A 15,893-nucleotide genomic window follows, 5' to 3' on the forward strand; every position below is an offset into this window, starting at 1 on the left:
GTTAGATGTCAGACCTATATGTCAGACCGATACATCAGAGGAGGAATTTTACGATGGAATTAGCACGTTATATCGACCACACAGCCTTGAAGGCAGGAACAACGAAAGATCAAGTCACGAAACTTTGTGCCGAGGCGCTCGAATACAAATTCGCAAGCGTCTGTGTCAACCCGACATGGGTGAAGTACGCGGCGGAACAACTCAAATCAGATGACGACGTCAAAGTATGTACGGTCATCGGTTTCCCACTCGGAGCCAACACGCCAGAAGTGAAAGCGTTCGAAACTAAAGACGCGATTGCCAACGGTGCAGATGAAATTGACATGGTCATCAACATCGGCGCCATGAAAGACGGCGACTTCGACCTCGTCGAGCGCGATATCCGCACAGTCGTCGAAGCGGCAAACGGGACGCTCGTCAAAGTCATCTTTGAGACGTGCCTCCTTACGAAAGAAGAAATTAAAAAAGCGGCTGAACTTTCAGTCAAAGCAGGTGCAGACTTCGTGAAAACGTCGACTGGCTTCTCAACAGGCGGCGCGACGGTAGAAGATATCCGCCTCATGCGTGAGACGGTCGGACCAGATCTCGGTGTCAAAGCTTCAGGCGGCGTACGTGATTTCGAAGGCGCACAAGCGATGATTGATGCCGGCGCGACGCGCATCGGCGCATCAGCTGGAATCGCCATCGTCACAGGCGGACGTTCAGATAGCGACTATTAATAACTAGTGGTTGACCGCACGACTTACTTTCACTATAATATGTTATGACGTGTGAAACACGTTTCCTTAGTCGTGTAATTCGGAGGGAGGGAAAACTAGTGGAAACTCGTGTCCGTAAAAACGAATCGCTTGAAGACGCTCTTCGTCGTTTCAAACGCGGTGTTTCGAAAGATGGCACTCTTGCCGAAGTTCGCAAACGTCGTCACTACGAAAAGCCAAGCGTAAAACGCAAATTGAAATCAGAAGCTGCGCGTAAGCGTAAGAAATTCTAATTTCAGTTTCATTTGTAGAGAGGGTGTTAGCTCATGAGTCTTCAAGAACGCTTGACGGACGACATGAAGCAAGCCATGCGCGCAAAACAGAAAGATCGTCTTACGACGATCCGAATGGTCAAAGCGTCGCTCCAAAATGAGGCCATCAAATTTGGTCGACAAGATCTTACTGAGGAAGAGGAACTCACGGTGCTCAACCGAGAGATGAAACAGCGCAGAGACTCCCTCCGAGAATTCGAAAGCGCTGGTCGTGAAGACCTTGCATCTAAAGTAGCTGACGAGATTGTCGTACTAGAGGCCTATATGCCTGAACAACTTTCTGAAGATGAAGTCACGGCGATCGTGAAAGCAGCTATTGCTCAAACGAATGCCACAGGCCCGTCAGATATGGGTAAGGTGATGGGCGTCGTCATGCCTCAAGTTAAAGGCAAGGCAGACGGTGGTCTTGTGAACCGCATTGTCAAACAACAATTGACGAATTAATGAAAGAGACAGGAGCTTTTGGGTCAAACCAAAAGTTTCTGTCTTTTTTTGCGTATTCTGAAACCACAAGCAAACTTGTTTCGTATACACTAGAGATAAGAGGTAGCTTGTGAACTCGGAAGGGGGTTGCAATACGATGACATTTGGTCTCGGAGTGATTCTGACGGTGTTTTTTGTCGGGATCGTCCTTCTAGGAATTGAAGTGTTCGTTGCCGGTTTTGGATTGTTCGGCGTGCTAGGGATCGGGGCGGTCGTCGCCAGTTTGATTATGGCGGGCGCCACGATCGGGCAACTATGGTTGTCGCTCGGTTTAGCCACGGCCATCGTCGCTGGACTCGGATTTTGGGCATATCGTCGCCTGCAGTCCAATCGTTCGCTCATGTATAAAGGGTTGATTTTGACCGATTCGACGTCATCAGACAAAGGGTATCTGTCACACGATGACCGCAAACGGTTGCTCGGAAAAGTCGGGGTCACATTGACGCCGCTGCGCCCGGCGGGTACCGCTGAGATTGACGGAGAACGGATTGATGTCGTGACAGAAGGTAGCTATCTCGATTCGCAAACGAAAATTCAGGTGTATAAAGTCGATTCAGGGCGCGTTGTCGTCCGTAGCTTTATAGAGCCGAAGGAGGATGTAACAGAATGACACCAGAACTATTGACCACGTTACTCATCTCAGGTGGAGGATTGATTGCGCTCGCCGTATTCTTCACGTTCGTCCCGGTCGGGCTGTGGATCAGCTCGTTCGCCGCTGGCGTCCACGTCTCGATTTTCACATTGATCGGGATGCGACTCCGTCGCGTCGTCCCATCGAAAATCGTCAACCCGCTCATCAAAGCGGTCAAAGCCGGTATTGGCTTAAATACGAACCAGCTCGAGAGTCACTTCTTGGCTGGGGGTAACGTTGACCGTGTCGTCAACGCCTTGATTGCGGCCCACCGTGCCGATATCGAATTGTCGTTTGAACGTGCCGCAGCAATCGACCTTGCCGGCCGAAACGTGTTAGAGGCTGTTCAAATGTCCGTCAACCCGAAAGTCATCGAAACGCCGTTCATCGCCGGTGTGGCCATGGACGGGATTGAAGTGAAAGCGAAAGCCCGGATCACGGTTCGTGCCAACATCGACCGTCTTGTCGGGGGTGCCGGAGAAGAGACGATTATCGCCCGTGTCGGTGAAGGGGTCGTCTCGACGATCGGTTCGCAACATAACCATAAACACGTTTTGGAAAATCCGGATATGATTTCACGTACCGTATTGACGAAAGGTCTTGATTCAGGGACCGCGTTTGAAATCTTGTCCATCGATATCGCCGACATTGATATCGGTAAAAACATCGGAGCGGTTCTTCAGACCGACCAAGCCGAGGCTGATAAGAAAATCGCGCAAGCGAAAGCGGAAGAACGCCGCGCGATGGCGATCGCCCGCGAGCAAGAGATGAAGTCATCAGTCGAAGAGATGCGCGCGAAAGTTGTCGCGGCCGAGGCTGAAGTCCCACTCGCGATGGCAGATGCGCTTCGCCACGGCAAGCTCGGTGTCATGGACTACGTCAACTACTTGAACGTCCAAGCCGATACAGAAATGCGTAAAGCGATCGGTCACCCAGTCGAATCTGACAAAGAGTGATCGGGATGGATGGACTTTTGGTACTACTCCTCGCCGCATTCGGGATCGCTTCGGCGGTCATGAAGCGGATGGAGAAATCATCTTCTACTGGAGAACGGCCGCCGAGTACGGATTTGAAACGCTATCTCGATACGGTCGGTGACATGATGAAAGAAGTCGAGGCGACATTTGACGAGCCGCGCGATGGCAAGGAAAAACCGACGCCGCAAAAACTGCGTCGTCGTGTCGCTGCCCCAGCTGAATCAAGAGAGTCTCAGCCGCCGCGCCGGCGGGAAGAATTACCGCACGTGAGTGCGCAGTTCGAACAGACGGTCAAGATTCCGCCGATTTCGGAGGCAACCGAGTCGCGGCCGCAACCGCAACCGCGCATGTCGATGAAGCAAGTTCGGCAAGCTGTCGTTTGGAGTGAAATTTTGCAGCCGCCGGTGTCGAAACGCCGTCGCTAAGCCTGAAGCAGTGACATTGAGTCACTGCTTCTTTTTGTGGCCAAAACGGACGGTCTTTCTTTCACGAACGGCTTGATAGTGCTAAAGTAAAGAAGGAACAATCTACTGATGGGGAGGAGAAACAACCATTGATTATGACTGATAAGATACCGTTCGTCATGGAACATGCGAACGAAGCACAGGCACTCCTCGGGCCGAAAGACGAGGTTTTTCACGCTATCGAGGCAGAACTCGCGGTCGCACTCACTCCTCGTGGAGAAGAATTGATCATTCAGGCCGATACTGCTGACACACTTGAATTGACGAAAACCGTCATCAAGACGCTACAACAGCTTGTCAAAAAAGGGGCTCGCTTGAACGAGAGTGATGCCATCAGCGTGATTCAACATATCAAGGTCGGCAAAGGCGATGAACTGCTCGAGCATTATGAGCGGGTCGTCTTCACGACGAACAAAGGCAAACCGATCCGGGCGAAGACAGTCGGACAAAGCCGCTACGTTCGTGCCATTGAAAAACGCGATCTTGTCTTCGGAATCGGGCCGGCCGGGACCGGAAAGACCTATCTGGCCGTCGTTTTGGCAGCACGGGCATTGAAAGAAGGACAAGTCAAACGTATTATTTTGACGCGTCCAGCCGTCGAAGCAGGGGAAAACTTGGGTTTCTTGCCAGGTGACTTGAAAGAGAAAGTCGATCCATACTTACGTCCGCTCTATGACGCCTTGTTTGACGTCTATGGCGTCGAGCAGACGAATCGGTTGCTCGAACGTGGCACAATCGAAGTCGCCCCGCTCGCCTATATGCGAGGACGCACGCTTGAAGATGCGTTCGTCATTTTAGATGAGGCGCAGAACACGACGAAAGAGCAGATGAAAATGTTCTTGACGCGACTCGGTTTCGGGTCGAAAATGGTCGTCACCGGCGACTTGACGCAAGTGGATTTACCTAAAGGGAAGGCGTCAGGTCTTCAAGAGGCGTTACACCTGCTCGAGCGAGTCGAAGGGATTCATTTCGAACACTTCACGTCGTCCGATGTCGTTCGACATCCGCTCGTCAAGAAAATTATTAACGCCTATAGTACCGAACTCACATAACAAAAAGGGGGGGCACTGATGCAGCAAGCACGTCATTGGACGGTCGCGACAATCTCCGTCCTCTTTTTTCTCATTCTAGGCGCGATTCTCTATTTTACGGTGCGCCCATCGATTATTAGCGTCGAACCGCTCGGGATTGCCGAACAGGATATCCGCTCGCCCATCACGGTCGAGGACCGAACGGCGACGGAACGGTTGCAACAAGAAGCCGTCAATGGCGTCGGTAGTCAATTTTCGCTCCGACGCGAGTTTGCCGATCAACAAATCGCCAAAGTCGAGCAATTGTTCGCGGCGTTCGAGGAGACGGAAGAAGAGACCGAACTCTCGGATATTAAGAACCGGTTGAACTCGACCGAAGTGAATGGCTTTCTCGGTGACGACGAGTTGAATCTATTGCTCGAGGCGAGTGAGAACACGCGTCGAACGGTCGAAGACGTCACCGTGACGGCGCTCCAAGAAGTAATGGGCAACCGCATCGAGACGAGCTCACAGTCGATTTCAGAAGCGAGAGACCGGGCCGAGACGCTCGTCGACCAATCCCCGCTCTCACTCGAGTTCCGGGCCATCGCCAACAGCCTGAGCGATCAATTGATCGTCCCGAACTACGTGTTCGACTCTGAGGCGACGCGCGAGAAAGAACAGCAGGCGCTCGACGCGGTCGAGCCGGTCATCATCCAAGAAGGACAATTGCTCGTCAATCAAGGCGAGGTCGTGACACGTGAGATTTATCGGAAGCTCGAATTGACCGGTGCGATCGACCCGAACCGTTCGTTCGCACCGCTGTTCGGGGCTTACTTACTGAGCGGACTGTTGACGACCGGATTTCTGTTCATGTTGATCCGGTCGAAGATTCAACAGTTGTTGCTTCGTCCTAAAATTTTGATTACCGTTTACGGGTTGTTACTGCTTCAACTCGGCATCTTTTTCGGGGTCGGCTATATCGGCATCGAGTTTACGACGTACGCATACGTGCTCGCACCGACGGCGTTCGTTGTCCTCTTGCTCCGTATCCTTGTCGATGAGCGGGTCGCGCTCGCCTCGGCACTCATTACGATGATCGCCGGATCGATCGTGGCGAGTTTCGGGCAAAACACGAGCTTCATGACGGTCGTCTATTTTGCGACCGGTAGTTTCCTGGCTGTCTTCCTCGTCGAACCGAAGATTCAGCGGAAACGCTTATTCTTGTCAGGTGTCTTGCTCGGCATCATCAACATCATTATGGTGCTCGCGCTCTTGTTTCTGCGTAACACGGTAGTGACATGGGAGATGGTCGCGTATCTGTCAGGCTTCGCGATCACGAGTGCCCTGTTATCAATCGTGCTCACGTTCGGCTTCCTGCCGTTCCTCGAGCCGTGGTTCGGCGTCTTGTCATCGGGTCGCTTGATCGAATTGATGAGCCCGACGCACCCGCTGTTGCGGAAATTGTTGATGGAGGCACCGGGTACGTATCATCACAGCATGATGGTCGCCAACCTGGCTGAATCGGCTTGCGAGGCGATCGGCGCCGACGGACTGCTCGCACGGGTCGCTAGTTATTACCATGATCTTGGGAAGACCGAGCGGCCGCTCCACTTCATCGAGAACCAACAGAGCGGCGTCAACCCGCACGACCGGCTCACGCCGGAAGAATCGGCCGACATCATCATGGCCCATCCGTATGACGGTGCTGATCTGTTGCGCCGCTACAAGCTACCGAAAGAAATCATCGATATCGCCGAGCAACATCACGGCACGTCATTGTTGAAGTTCTTTTATGTGAAAGCGAAAGAGACACGAGATGTCACTGAGTCGCGCTTCCGTTACCCGGGACCGAAACCGCAGACGCGCGAGGCGGCGGTCGTCATGATCGTCGATTCGATTGAGGCGGCGGTAAGGTCACAGAAGCAGCCGACACCAGAACGGATCCGGCAACTCGTCAGCGCGATCATCCGTGACAAGTTGCAAGACGGACAGTTCGAAGACTGCGAGTTGACGACGAAAGAAGTATGGCGGGTCGGGGAGAGCGCGTGTGAGACGTTGACCGGCTTGTTCCATGAACGGATCGAGTACCCAGAACTGAAGAAAGAAGGCGAATTACATGCAAATCATTTCGAACGATGAGCACGGGTTGTTGACCGATGCTCAAGTCGAGCTCGTCGAATCTATTTTGATGCACGCAGCGCTCGAAGAGGACATTGAAGAACCGAGCGAACTGTCGGTCACCTTTTTGACGAACGACGAGATTCAAGCAATCAATCGGGAATGGCGCGGGAAAGATGCGCCGACCGACGTGATCAGTTTTGCTTTTGACGAGATGGGCGAAGAAGAGATGGATTTCATGCTCGATGAAGACGAGCCTCGTCTCCTTGGCGATTTACTCATCTCGGTCGATCGTTGCCGCGAACAGGCGGCCGACTATGGCCACTCGTTCGAACGAGAACTCGGATTTTTGGCCATTCATGGCTTCTTACATCTCCTCGGCTATGATCACATGACGCCTGAGGAAGAAGCGGAGATGACGGCGCGCCAAGAACAAGTGCTCGCTCACTTCGAGCTGAAACGAGGCGAAGTGTGAAACCGTTCTGGTTCGCCGTGCACGGCATCGTGCACGCAGTGCGGACCGAACGCAACATGCTGATTCATCTCGCATCGAGCCTGCTCGTCGTCGTATTTGCCTGGTGGCTCCCAACGACGAAACTCGAGAACTTGATTCTGTTCGGTTGGGTCGTACTCGTCATCGCGCTCGAGCTGATGAACACGGCAGTCGAGCGCACGGTCGACCTCGTCACGAAAGACATCAAACCGTTAGCGAAGCAAGCGAAAGACGTCGCAGCCGGATCAGTGCTCGTTGCCGCCATCGGGGCCGCCATCACGGCACTTTTCATTTTTGGCCCTTATGTAATCGACAAATTCGTTATATGATTGAACGTATTGGAAATTTAGAAAGCAGGTGCACTATGTATCAAGAAGATTTTAAATCAGGGTTTGTGTCCATCATCGGTCGTCCGAACGTCGGGAAATCGACGTTCTTGAATCGGGTCATCGGACAAAAGATTGCCATCATGTCAGACAAGCCGCAGACGACGCGCAACAAGGTCCAAGGTGTATATACGACGGATGATTCGCAAATCATCTTTATCGACACGCCAGGGATTCATAAGCCGAAACACCGTCTCGGCGATTTCATGATGAAAGTCGCGACGAACGCACTCCGTGAAGTCGACGCGATCCTCTTCATGGTCAACGTCACGGAACCGCGCGGCGCCGGCGATGAGTTCATCATCGAGAAGTTAAAAGGGCTCGATACGCCAATCATCCTCGTCATGAACAAAATCGATTTGATTCATCCGGACGAGATTCCGGCTGTCATCGAGCAGTATACGAACCAACTCGATTTCGCGGCGTACGTCCCGATCTCGGCACTTCAGGGCAATAACGTCGAACCGCTCCTTAAAGAAATCAAAAAGTTGCTCCCGGAAGGACCGATGTATTACCCGGCCGACCAAGTGACCGACCACCCGGAACGGTTCATCATCTCTGAATTGATTCGCGAGAAAGTGCTCCATAAGACGCGTGATGAAGTGCCGCACTCAATCGCGGTCGCCATCGAATCGATCAAGAAACGGGAAAACTCGGAAATGATTGATGTCGAGGCCGTGATCATGGTCGAGCGTGATTCGCAAAAAGGAATCGTCATCGGCAAAAAAGGTGCGATGCTCCGCGAAATCGGGACAGAAGCACGCCACGACATCGAGGCGCTCCTCGGGACAAAAGTGTATTTGAACCTATGGGTGAAAGTGCAAAAAGATTGGCGTAACAAGATGGGTCAACTCCGCGACCTCGGTTTCCGCGACGACGAGTATTAAGCCATGTTGCAAAAGGTCACGGGAATCGTCATTCGGACGGTCAATTACGGGGAGTCGAACAAAGTCGTCACGTTGTTCACCGAAGAGCTCGGAAAAGTCGCCGTCATGGCACGAGGGGCGAAAAAGCCGGGCAGCCGTCTGCATGCGTCGAGCCAGCCTTTCGTCGAGGCGGTGTATATTTTCCCGGCGAGCCGTGGCCTCGGTCAACTGAAGTCGTCGGATGTGATCACGTCCTATCCGGAAATCCGGAAAGACGTCGAGCGCATGGCGTACGCCATGTACTGGCTCGAGCTCGTCGACCGCACCGTCGAGGACCGCGTCCCGAACCGCCCGCTCTATCGCATCTTGAACGACGCCCTGCAGGCGCTCAATGCAGGGATGGACCCGGATGTGATCACGCACCACTTTGAACTGCGCATTTTGCACTTGCTCGGGGTCGCACCCGTTTTGACCGGGTGCATCCGTTGCAACGATGTGACCGACCCGATGTATTTTTCAGTGGCGGCCGGTGGTTTTCTTTGCTCGCGTCACCAAGAAGAAGGGTCGGCCCGCATGAGCGAACGTCTAGCGAAGCTCCTCTATTTGATGAGCCGACACGAGCTGTCCGAATTCAGTAACGTCCCGCTCACAAAAGAGACGCGGATTCTGCTCAGGCAGCTGTTCGACGCCTATATGGAATCATACAGTGGCTTGCGGCTGAAGACGAAACGTGTCCTCGATCAAATGCAGCGCCTTTACTTGAACGATGATTGACTTTTTCGACAAGATTCGATACCATAATCTACGATTAGACAAATGAAATAGCGTGCGCAATGAAGGAAACGAGTAGCTTTTACGCCATGGGTACAGCGAGTTCGGGGAGGTGGGAGCCGAACGCCAGGGGGAAGTGAATGGCAATTCCGGAGCGCCCACAATCCAAAGAGTGGCCTCATCTCGAGGCAAGTAGGGTGGAACCGCGGGTAATCCCGTCCCTATGTGCATGGCACATAGGGGCGTTTTTTGTCGTTTCAATACTTTTGGAGGTGTCACATATGAAGCACATGACCGTGCAAGAAATTATTTTGACGTTACAAAATTTCTGGGCGTCGAAAGGCTGCTTGACAATGCAAGCGTATGACGTTGAGAAAGGGGCCGGTACGATGAACCCGATGACGTTCTTACGGAGTCTCGGACCAGAGCCGTGGAACGTCTGTTACACGGAGCCATCACGTCGTCCGGCGGATGGACGGTACGGTGAAAACCCGAACCGTTTGTATCAGCATCATCAGTTCCAAGTCATCATGAAGCCGTCACCGAGCAACATCCAAGAGCTTTACTTAGAAAGTTTAGAGTTGATCGGAATCAATCCGCTCGAGCACGATATCCGTTTCGTCGAAGACAACTGGGAAAACCCGACGTTCGGCGCGGCCGGTCTAGGTTGGGAAGTTTGGTTGAACGGGATGGAGATCACCCAGTTCACGTATTTCCAACAAGTCGGTGGTATCGAGTGTGACCCGATCGCCGTCGAGATCACATACGGTCTCGAACGTCTCGCGTCGTACATCCAAGAAGTCGAGAGCGTGTTTGACCTCGTCTGGACGGACGGATTCAAGTATGGGGACATCTTCTACCAGCCCGAGTATGAACACTCAAAATATACGTTCGAACTTTCAGACGTCGACATGTTGTTCACGTTGTTCGATACGTACGAAAAAGAAGCGAAGCGTGCCCTTGACGAGAACCTCGTCTTCCCGGCTTACGACTATATCCTCAAATGTTCGCATACGTTCAACCTACTCGATGCGAAAGGCGCCATCTCGGTGACGGAACGGACCGGTTTCATCCAACGTGTCCGCAACATGTCCCGTGCGTGTGCTGCCAAATTTATCGAAGAGCGGGAACGTCTCGGTTTCCCACTTTTGAACCAAGAGAAAGCAGGTGCCCTTGATGCGTGACCTTTTATTAGAAATCGGACTTGAAGAATTACCAGCTCAATACGTCCTCCGTTCGGAGAAACAATTGGCAGAGCGTGTGACCGCCTTCTTGACGGACGCCCGTGTCCAGTTCGGGACATTGACCGTCTATTCAACACCGCGCCGTCTCGCCGTTCTTGTCAAAGACGTCGAAGAGAAGCAACAAGACTTGACGGAGACGCTTCGCGGGCCGGCGAAAAAGATCGCTCAAGACGCTGAAGGAAACTGGTCGAAAGCAGCCGCTGGGTTTGCCCGTGGCCGCGGTCTCTCGGTCGACGACTTGTACTTCGCTGAAGAGAAAGGTGTCGAGTACGTGTTCGCAGACCGTCACGAGTCAGGTCAGGCGACGAGCACGCTGCTTCCGGCACTCGAAGACGTCGTCCGTGGTATGACGTTCCCGAAAAACATGAAGTGGGGCACGAGCAGTCTCCGCTACATGCGTCCGATTCGTTGGCTCGTCGCGTTATTCGGTGCCGAGCAAATCGATTTTGAAATCGAAGGCGTAAAGACAGGAAACGTGACACGTGGTCACCGCTTCTTGAGTAAAGGTGACGTCACGATCGCCGAGCCGGCCGCCTACGCCGAGACGCTCGAACGTGAATTCGTCGTCGCGTCATATGAAGACCGAAAGGCCCGCATCGAACGTCAAATCGACGAGTTGGCTTCTGAGCAAGGGTGGACGGTTCCGCTCGACGCGTCGTTGCTCGAGGAAGTGACAAACCTCGTCGAATGGCCGACTGCGCTGTTCGGTGAATTCGATGCAAGCTATCTCGAACTTCCGGAAGAAGTATTGATCACGACGATGAAAGAACATCAGCGCTATTTCCCAGTTTATATCGGTGAAACGCTCAAAAACTATTTCGTGACCGTCCGTAACGGAAATGCTGAACACCTTCAAAACGTTGCCAAAGGGAACGAGAAGGTCATCCGGGCTCGCTTGGCAGATGCCGTCTTCTTCTATGAGGAAGACCAAAAGACGAAGATTGACGATCAACTCGTCCGTCTCGACCGCATCGTCTTCCATGAGAAGTTGGGGACGACGGGAGACAAGGTCCGTCGGGTGGAACAACTCGCCGGAACGCTGGCGCCATTGTTCAATGCGGATGCAACCAAAGTCGCCCGGGCTGGAGCTATCCATAAGTTCGACCTCGTCAGCCAAATGGTGTATGAGTTCACAGAACTCCAAGGGGTGATGGGTGAGAAGTATGCGCTCCAACAAGGTGAGGACAAAGAAGTGGCCGCAGCCATCCGTGAACACTATATGCCACGCTTTGCGGGCGACGCGTCACCATCGACGCCAACGGGTGCGGTTCTCGCACTCGCCGATAAATTGGATTCGATCGCTGCATTCTTCGGAATCGGCATGATTCCGAGCGGTTCGCAAGACCCGTTCGCGCTTCGTCGTCAAGCCCAAGGGGTCGTCCAAATTCTAGCGGATTGGAAGATTGCGCTCCCACTCGACAAATTACTTTCACAAGTTGTCGATTCGCAACTTCAGGCAGGACTTTATGATGCCGATAAAGAACAAGTCAAGGCGCAACTAAAAGACTTCTTCATGCTTCGCCTGAAGTATCGTCTCCAAGAACGGCAAGTCCGTTATGACGTCATCGACGCCGTATTAACGACAGAGCTCGCCATCAACCGGCTCGATGCCCGAGCGGACGCGGTTCAAGCCATGCTCGCAAACGATGCGAAACTACTCATTGAGCAATTGACGCGTGTCGTCAATATCGCCAAGAAAGGTGAGGCTGGAGAGGTCGATCCGGCATTGTTCGAAAACAAAGAAGAGAACGAACTCCATGTCGCCATCGAAGCGACGCTACCGGAAACGGAGCGAGCCGTCGAAAATGGGGATTATCATCAAGCGATCGCGTCATTGCGCGTATTGGAACAACCGATTAGCGCTTATTTCGAAAATACAATGGTCATGAGCGACGTTGAAGCGATTCGCGAGAACCGTCTGCGCGAGATGAAACGACTCGCCATGACAATCGAGAGCGTCGCCGACTTTAGCGCGCTCGTACTCTGACCAAACTTGAGGGGGTTGGCTATGCAGCTGAATGAACGCCAACAGAAGATCGTTGAGATCGTCAGGGTCAATGGACCGATCACGGGTGAGCAGATCGCGCAAGAGCTGTCGCTCACTCGCGCCACGCTCCGCCCGGACCTGGCCATCTTGACGATGACTGGAATACTAGAAGCCCGGCCACGTGTCGGCTACACGTTCGTCGGCAAACGAAACTCATCCCTGCTTCGGGAAAAATTGGATTCATTGACGGTCGGCGACTTCATGTCGTCCGCGAAAGTCGTCAGTGACGAGATGACGGTGTATGACGCCGTCGTGACCTTGTTTTTAGAAGACGTCGGTTCGCTGTTCGTCGTCGGCAAGGACAACGAGCTCGTCGGTGTCTTGTCACGTAAAGACTTACTTCGGGCCGCCATCGGCAATCAAGACTTGGATCAATTGCCGGTCAACGTCATCATGACCCGCATGCCGAACATCACGGTGTGCGAGAAGAGTGAGACGTTGATTCGGGCCGGGATGAAGCTGATCGAGAAACAAATCGATGCCATGCCAGTCGTCGAAGAGAAAGACGGCAAGCTGATCGTGCTCGGTCGCATGACGAAGACGAACATGACGAAAGTATTGATCGCACTCGCCAACGATGAGTCGTTCTGAGGAGGAATCTGGTTTGACACTGACACAAAAACAACTCGTATTTGTCGTGAGCGATTCGGTCGGGGAGACGTGTGAACTCGTCGTCCGCGCCGCGAGCATCCAGTTCCACGAGAATGCGATTGAGACGCTTAGAATTCCGTTCGTGGAAGATGAACAGACGATTCACGATGTCGTGACACAAGCGCGTGCCCAAGGAGCGGTCATCGCCTTCACGTTGGTCAACGAAGAGCATCGGGCCCTCCTCGTCCAACTCGGACGAGCGCATGACGTGAAGACGGTCGACTTGCTCGGCGACTTACTCGACGTGCTCGCCGGTCAACTCGGAGAGAGTCCGCGCGAGAAACCGGGACTCATCTATCGTCTCGATGAGGATTACTTCCGGAAAATCGAAGCGATGGAGTTCGCGGTCAAGTACGACGACGGACGTGACCCAAGAGGCTTGAAAAAAGCTGATATCGTCCTCGTCGGCGTATCACGCACATCCAAGACGCCACTCTCACAATATTTGGCGTTGAAGCGGTATAAGGTCGCCAACGTACCGCTCGTGCCGGAATCACGCCCGCCGGAAGAACTGTTCGATCTGCCGCCTGACAAGTGCGTCGGGTTGATCATCTCGCCGGATAAGTTGATTTCGATTCGGATGGAACGGTTGAAGTCGCTCGGTTTGAAACCGGAGGCCGACTACGCCCAACTCGAACGCATCAATCGTGAACTCGAGTATGCCCGAGGGATTTACGAACGAATCGGTTGCGAGGTCATCGACGTGACGAACAAAGCCGTCGAAGAGACGGCAGGCATCATTTTACGGATGCTCGACCAATCGAAAGACGATTGAGTACTCGGATTAGTAATCGACTGGTGTTAACGGTATAATAGAGTACTGACATTACAGTGAAACGGAACGTGGTGAGCGTTCCGTTTCGTTGCGAGTTTGGATAGGGAGTGGTCGAGTTGCCGCGAATACCGGATGAAGTCATTGCGGAAGTGAAACAAGCCACAGATATCGTTGATTTAATCAGTGAACGCGTTGAATTGAAGAAGCAAGGCCATCGCCTCGTCGGTCTCTGTCCGTTCCACTCGGAGAACAGTCCATCGTTCTCCGTGTCCCCGGAAAAAGGGATGTACCATTGTTTTGGATGTGGAGCCGGCGGGAACGTATTTACGTTCGTCATGGAGACAGAAGGTTTGTCGTTCCCTGAGACGATTGAACGTCTCGCGACGCGGGCGAACATCGCCATCGAGGGCGGGGTTTCTGGCGATGAGGAGTTGTCACGAGACCAAGTCATTCGTAAACAGATGCGCGATGCCCATCGTGTCGTGGCGGATTTGTATCATGAAGTGTTGATGAAGACCGAAGCGGGCGAAGTCGGATTGACGTATTTGCAAGCGCGCGGTCTACAGGAGACGACGATCGGACAGTATAAGATCGGTTATGCGCCTGATCATCGCCGTTTTACCGTTGATTCACTGGAACGAAGAGGTTTCGACCTCGAAGTCATGGTGGAGGCGGGGTTGATTTCTAAGTCGAGGTCCGGTGAATATTTTGACCGGTTTGAAGGCAGAGTCGTCTTTCCGATTGCGGATCGAGACGGCACCATCGTCGGATTTAGCGGACGGGCGATCGATGAGCGACAGCCAAAGTACGTCAACACGGCGGATACGCCCTTGTTCAACAAGAGTGAACTCCTCTTCGGCTTTTCACAGGCACGGGCCACGATGCGAAAGCAAAAACGGGTCGTGCTCGTGGAAGGGAACGTCGACGTCTTGCAAGTCGCGCAAGCCGGGACGAAGGAAGTCGTCGCGTCGCTCGGGACGGCGTTTTCGACGCAGCATGCCCGTGCGTTAGCACGCATGGTCGAAGAAGTGATCATCTGTTATGACGGTGATACGGCCGGACAGGAAGCGACGATGAAAGTCGTCCGCTTGCTCGAGGGCTATCCGCTCGATGTCCAGGTGCTGATGTTACCTGAGAAGACCGACCCGGATGATTATATTCGGACGAACGGGGCGGAGCAGTGGCACAGACTTGTCGAATCGGAGCGTTTATCCGTCCTCGATTTCATGAACCGGACGCTACGGCGTGGGAAAAATATGAATCGAGAAGGAGAACGGATTCGTTTTATTGAATCTATGCTTGTGGAAATCAGTAAAACGGACAATTCGATTCGACGTGATTTATATGTGAGAAAGTTGGCCGACGAATTTGAGATTCCAGTCGAGACATTGTTGTCACGGATGCCCTCGACAAGACCGAAAGAAATCGCACCCCAACGAGTGCCGGAGGCTGAACCGGTTCGCCGGCGTTCATCTAAAACGAATGAACCGCGTTATGTCAAAGCCGAAAAGCTGTTGCTTCGGGCCATGCTGAGTGGTCCGGAGCGGGTCCGCTTCGTCAGGGACCGCCTCGGGCTAGCCTATCAGGACGAAGTGCATCGCATGCTGGCGACGGCCCTCTATGAGATCGTCTCGGAGGACATGACGCATGAAGAATTCGAACAAGTGGCGCCCCCGTTCATGGAGCGCTATTGTGACCAACGTCCGGACTATGCGAATCGGTATGCCGAGATTCGGCTCATGTCCGCACCGGACGAACTGACCGAAGAGGTTTTAGATGAATACATTAAGGTCATAAACAGTTATGAGGAACAGCGTCAAATCGAACGAGCGAAAAGGGAAATCGGACAAGATGCCGAAAGTATAGTAGACCAGGCATCCAAGTTACAAGAATTGATTACCCGGAGTCGTCGTCTTCGTGAACGATGAACGTGAAGGAAGTTTG

The 15,893-nt window shown here is 53.1% G+C and carries 17 protein-coding genes; all 17 read left to right on the forward strand.

The features are described from left to right. Positions 1-53 precede the first annotated feature (53 nt). Positions 54-719: a deoxyribose-phosphate aldolase gene (gene deoC / locus FED52_RS05475; protein WP_138859224.1), complete on the forward strand. Its 666-nt coding sequence runs from the start codon at positions 54-56 to the stop codon at positions 717-719. Between the two features lie 77 nt (positions 720-796). Further along, on the forward strand, positions 797-991 hold the full coding sequence (rpsU, locus tag FED52_RS05480) for a 30S ribosomal protein S21 (protein ID WP_029334745.1): 195 nt from the start codon (positions 797-799) through the stop codon (positions 989-991). A 33-nt stretch (positions 992-1,024) separates the two neighbouring features. Beyond that, complete coding sequence (locus FED52_RS05485) at positions 1,025-1,474, forward strand: GatB/YqeY domain-containing protein (protein ID WP_021065683.1); 450 nt, start codon at positions 1,025-1,027, stop codon at positions 1,472-1,474. Between the two features lie 136 nt (positions 1,475-1,610). Beyond that, entirely contained in the window at positions 1,611-2,123 is a 513-nt protein-coding gene (locus FED52_RS05490; protein WP_034778122.1) for an NfeD family protein, read from the forward strand. Next, positions 2,120-3,100: a flotillin-like protein FloA gene (floA, locus tag FED52_RS05495; RefSeq protein WP_034778121.1), complete on the forward strand. Its 981-nt coding sequence runs from the start codon at positions 2,120-2,122 to the stop codon at positions 3,098-3,100. The genes FED52_RS05490 and floA overlap by 4 nt, the downstream gene beginning before the upstream one ends. A gap of 5 nt (positions 3,101-3,105) precedes the next feature. Then, positions 3,106-3,546: a hypothetical protein gene (locus FED52_RS05500; RefSeq protein WP_138859225.1), complete on the forward strand. Its 441-nt coding sequence runs from the start codon at positions 3,106-3,108 to the stop codon at positions 3,544-3,546. 134 nt (positions 3,547-3,680) lie between these two features. Next, the gene (locus tag FED52_RS05505; protein ID WP_034779973.1) at positions 3,681-4,637 is read left to right on the forward strand and encodes a PhoH family protein; all 957 of its coding nucleotides are present in this window, start codon (positions 3,681-3,683) and stop codon (positions 4,635-4,637) included. Positions 4,638-4,655: 18 nt separating this feature from the next. Then, entirely contained in the window at positions 4,656-6,737 is a 2,082-nt protein-coding gene (locus FED52_RS05510; RefSeq protein ID WP_138859226.1) for an HD family phosphohydrolase, read from the forward strand. Then, the gene (ybeY, locus tag FED52_RS05515) at positions 6,715-7,191 is read left to right on the forward strand and encodes an rRNA maturation RNase YbeY (protein WP_138859227.1); all 477 of its coding nucleotides are present in this window, start codon (positions 6,715-6,717) and stop codon (positions 7,189-7,191) included. Before FED52_RS05510 ends, ybeY begins: the two co-directional genes overlap by 23 nt. Continuing rightward, entirely contained in the window at positions 7,188-7,538 is a 351-nt protein-coding gene (locus FED52_RS05520) for a diacylglycerol kinase family protein (RefSeq protein WP_034778113.1), read from the forward strand. The genes ybeY and FED52_RS05520 overlap by 4 nt, the downstream gene beginning before the upstream one ends. 35 nt (positions 7,539-7,573) lie before the next feature. Then, complete coding sequence (gene era, locus FED52_RS05525; RefSeq protein ID WP_029595225.1) at positions 7,574-8,482, forward strand: GTPase Era; 909 nt, start codon at positions 7,574-7,576, stop codon at positions 8,480-8,482. Positions 8,483-8,485: 3 nt separating this feature from the next. After that, the gene (gene recO / locus FED52_RS05530) at positions 8,486-9,235 is read left to right on the forward strand and encodes a DNA repair protein RecO (protein ID WP_034778111.1); all 750 of its coding nucleotides are present in this window, start codon (positions 8,486-8,488) and stop codon (positions 9,233-9,235) included. Between the two features lie 287 nt (positions 9,236-9,522). Further along, the gene (glyQ, locus tag FED52_RS05535; protein WP_371743415.1) at positions 9,523-10,416 is read left to right on the forward strand and encodes a glycine--tRNA ligase subunit alpha; all 894 of its coding nucleotides are present in this window, start codon (positions 9,523-9,525) and stop codon (positions 10,414-10,416) included. After that, positions 10,409-12,463, forward strand: coding sequence for a glycine--tRNA ligase subunit beta (gene glyS, locus FED52_RS05540; RefSeq protein WP_138859228.1), 2,055 nt, complete (start codon positions 10,409-10,411; stop codon positions 12,461-12,463). The genes glyQ and glyS overlap by 8 nt, the downstream gene beginning before the upstream one ends. A gap of 21 nt (positions 12,464-12,484) precedes the next feature. After that, positions 12,485-13,114, forward strand: a complete 630-nt coding sequence (locus FED52_RS05545) for a transcriptional regulator CcpN (protein WP_034778102.1) — start codon at positions 12,485-12,487, stop codon at positions 13,112-13,114. After that, positions 13,101-13,949, forward strand: a complete 849-nt coding sequence (locus FED52_RS05550) for a pyruvate, water dikinase regulatory protein (protein ID WP_052090136.1) — start codon at positions 13,101-13,103, stop codon at positions 13,947-13,949. The genes FED52_RS05545 and FED52_RS05550 overlap by 14 nt, the downstream gene beginning before the upstream one ends. Positions 13,950-14,056: 107 nt before the next feature. Continuing rightward, positions 14,057-15,877: a DNA primase gene (gene dnaG, locus FED52_RS05555; protein ID WP_233004389.1), complete on the forward strand. Its 1,821-nt coding sequence runs from the start codon at positions 14,057-14,059 to the stop codon at positions 15,875-15,877. Positions 15,878-15,893 lie beyond the last annotated feature (16 nt).

This window comes from Exiguobacterium mexicanum, from assembly GCF_005960665.1.
Taxonomy (GTDB): Bacteria; Bacillota; Bacilli; order Exiguobacteriales; family Exiguobacteriaceae; genus Exiguobacterium; species Exiguobacterium mexicanum_A.

Excerpts from the sequence above, each read along its gene's own strand:
- deoC (WP_138859224.1), top strand. The coding sequence starts at position 54 with ATGGAATTAGCACGTTATATCGACCACACAGCCTTGAAGGCAGGAACA.
- FED52_RS05485 (WP_021065683.1), top strand. The coding sequence starts at position 1,025 with ATGAGTCTTCAAGAACGCTTGACGGACGACATGAAGCAAGCCATGCGC.
- FED52_RS05490 (WP_034778122.1), top strand. The coding sequence starts at position 1,611 with ATGACATTTGGTCTCGGAGTGATTCTGACGGTGTTTTTTGTCGGGATC.
- floA (WP_034778121.1), top strand. The coding sequence starts at position 2,120 with ATGACACCAGAACTATTGACCACGTTACTCATCTCAGGTGGAGGATTG.
- FED52_RS05500 (WP_138859225.1), top strand. The coding sequence starts at position 3,106 with ATGGATGGACTTTTGGTACTACTCCTCGCCGCATTCGGGATCGCTTCG.
- FED52_RS05505 (WP_034779973.1), top strand. The coding sequence starts at position 3,681 with ATGACTGATAAGATACCGTTCGTCATGGAACATGCGAACGAAGCACAG.
- FED52_RS05510 (WP_138859226.1), top strand. The coding sequence starts at position 4,656 with ATGCAGCAAGCACGTCATTGGACGGTCGCGACAATCTCCGTCCTCTTT.
- ybeY (WP_138859227.1), top strand. The coding sequence starts at position 6,715 with ATGCAAATCATTTCGAACGATGAGCACGGGTTGTTGACCGATGCTCAA.
- era (WP_029595225.1), top strand. The coding sequence starts at position 7,574 with ATGTATCAAGAAGATTTTAAATCAGGGTTTGTGTCCATCATCGGTCGT.
- recO (WP_034778111.1), top strand. The coding sequence starts at position 8,486 with ATGTTGCAAAAGGTCACGGGAATCGTCATTCGGACGGTCAATTACGGG.
- glyQ (WP_371743415.1), top strand. The coding sequence starts at position 9,523 with ATGACCGTGCAAGAAATTATTTTGACGTTACAAAATTTCTGGGCGTCG.
- glyS (WP_138859228.1), top strand. The coding sequence starts at position 10,409 with ATGCGTGACCTTTTATTAGAAATCGGACTTGAAGAATTACCAGCTCAA.
- FED52_RS05545 (WP_034778102.1), top strand. The coding sequence starts at position 12,485 with ATGCAGCTGAATGAACGCCAACAGAAGATCGTTGAGATCGTCAGGGTC.
- FED52_RS05550 (WP_052090136.1), top strand. The coding sequence starts at position 13,101 with ATGAGTCGTTCTGAGGAGGAATCTGGTTTGACACTGACACAAAAACAA.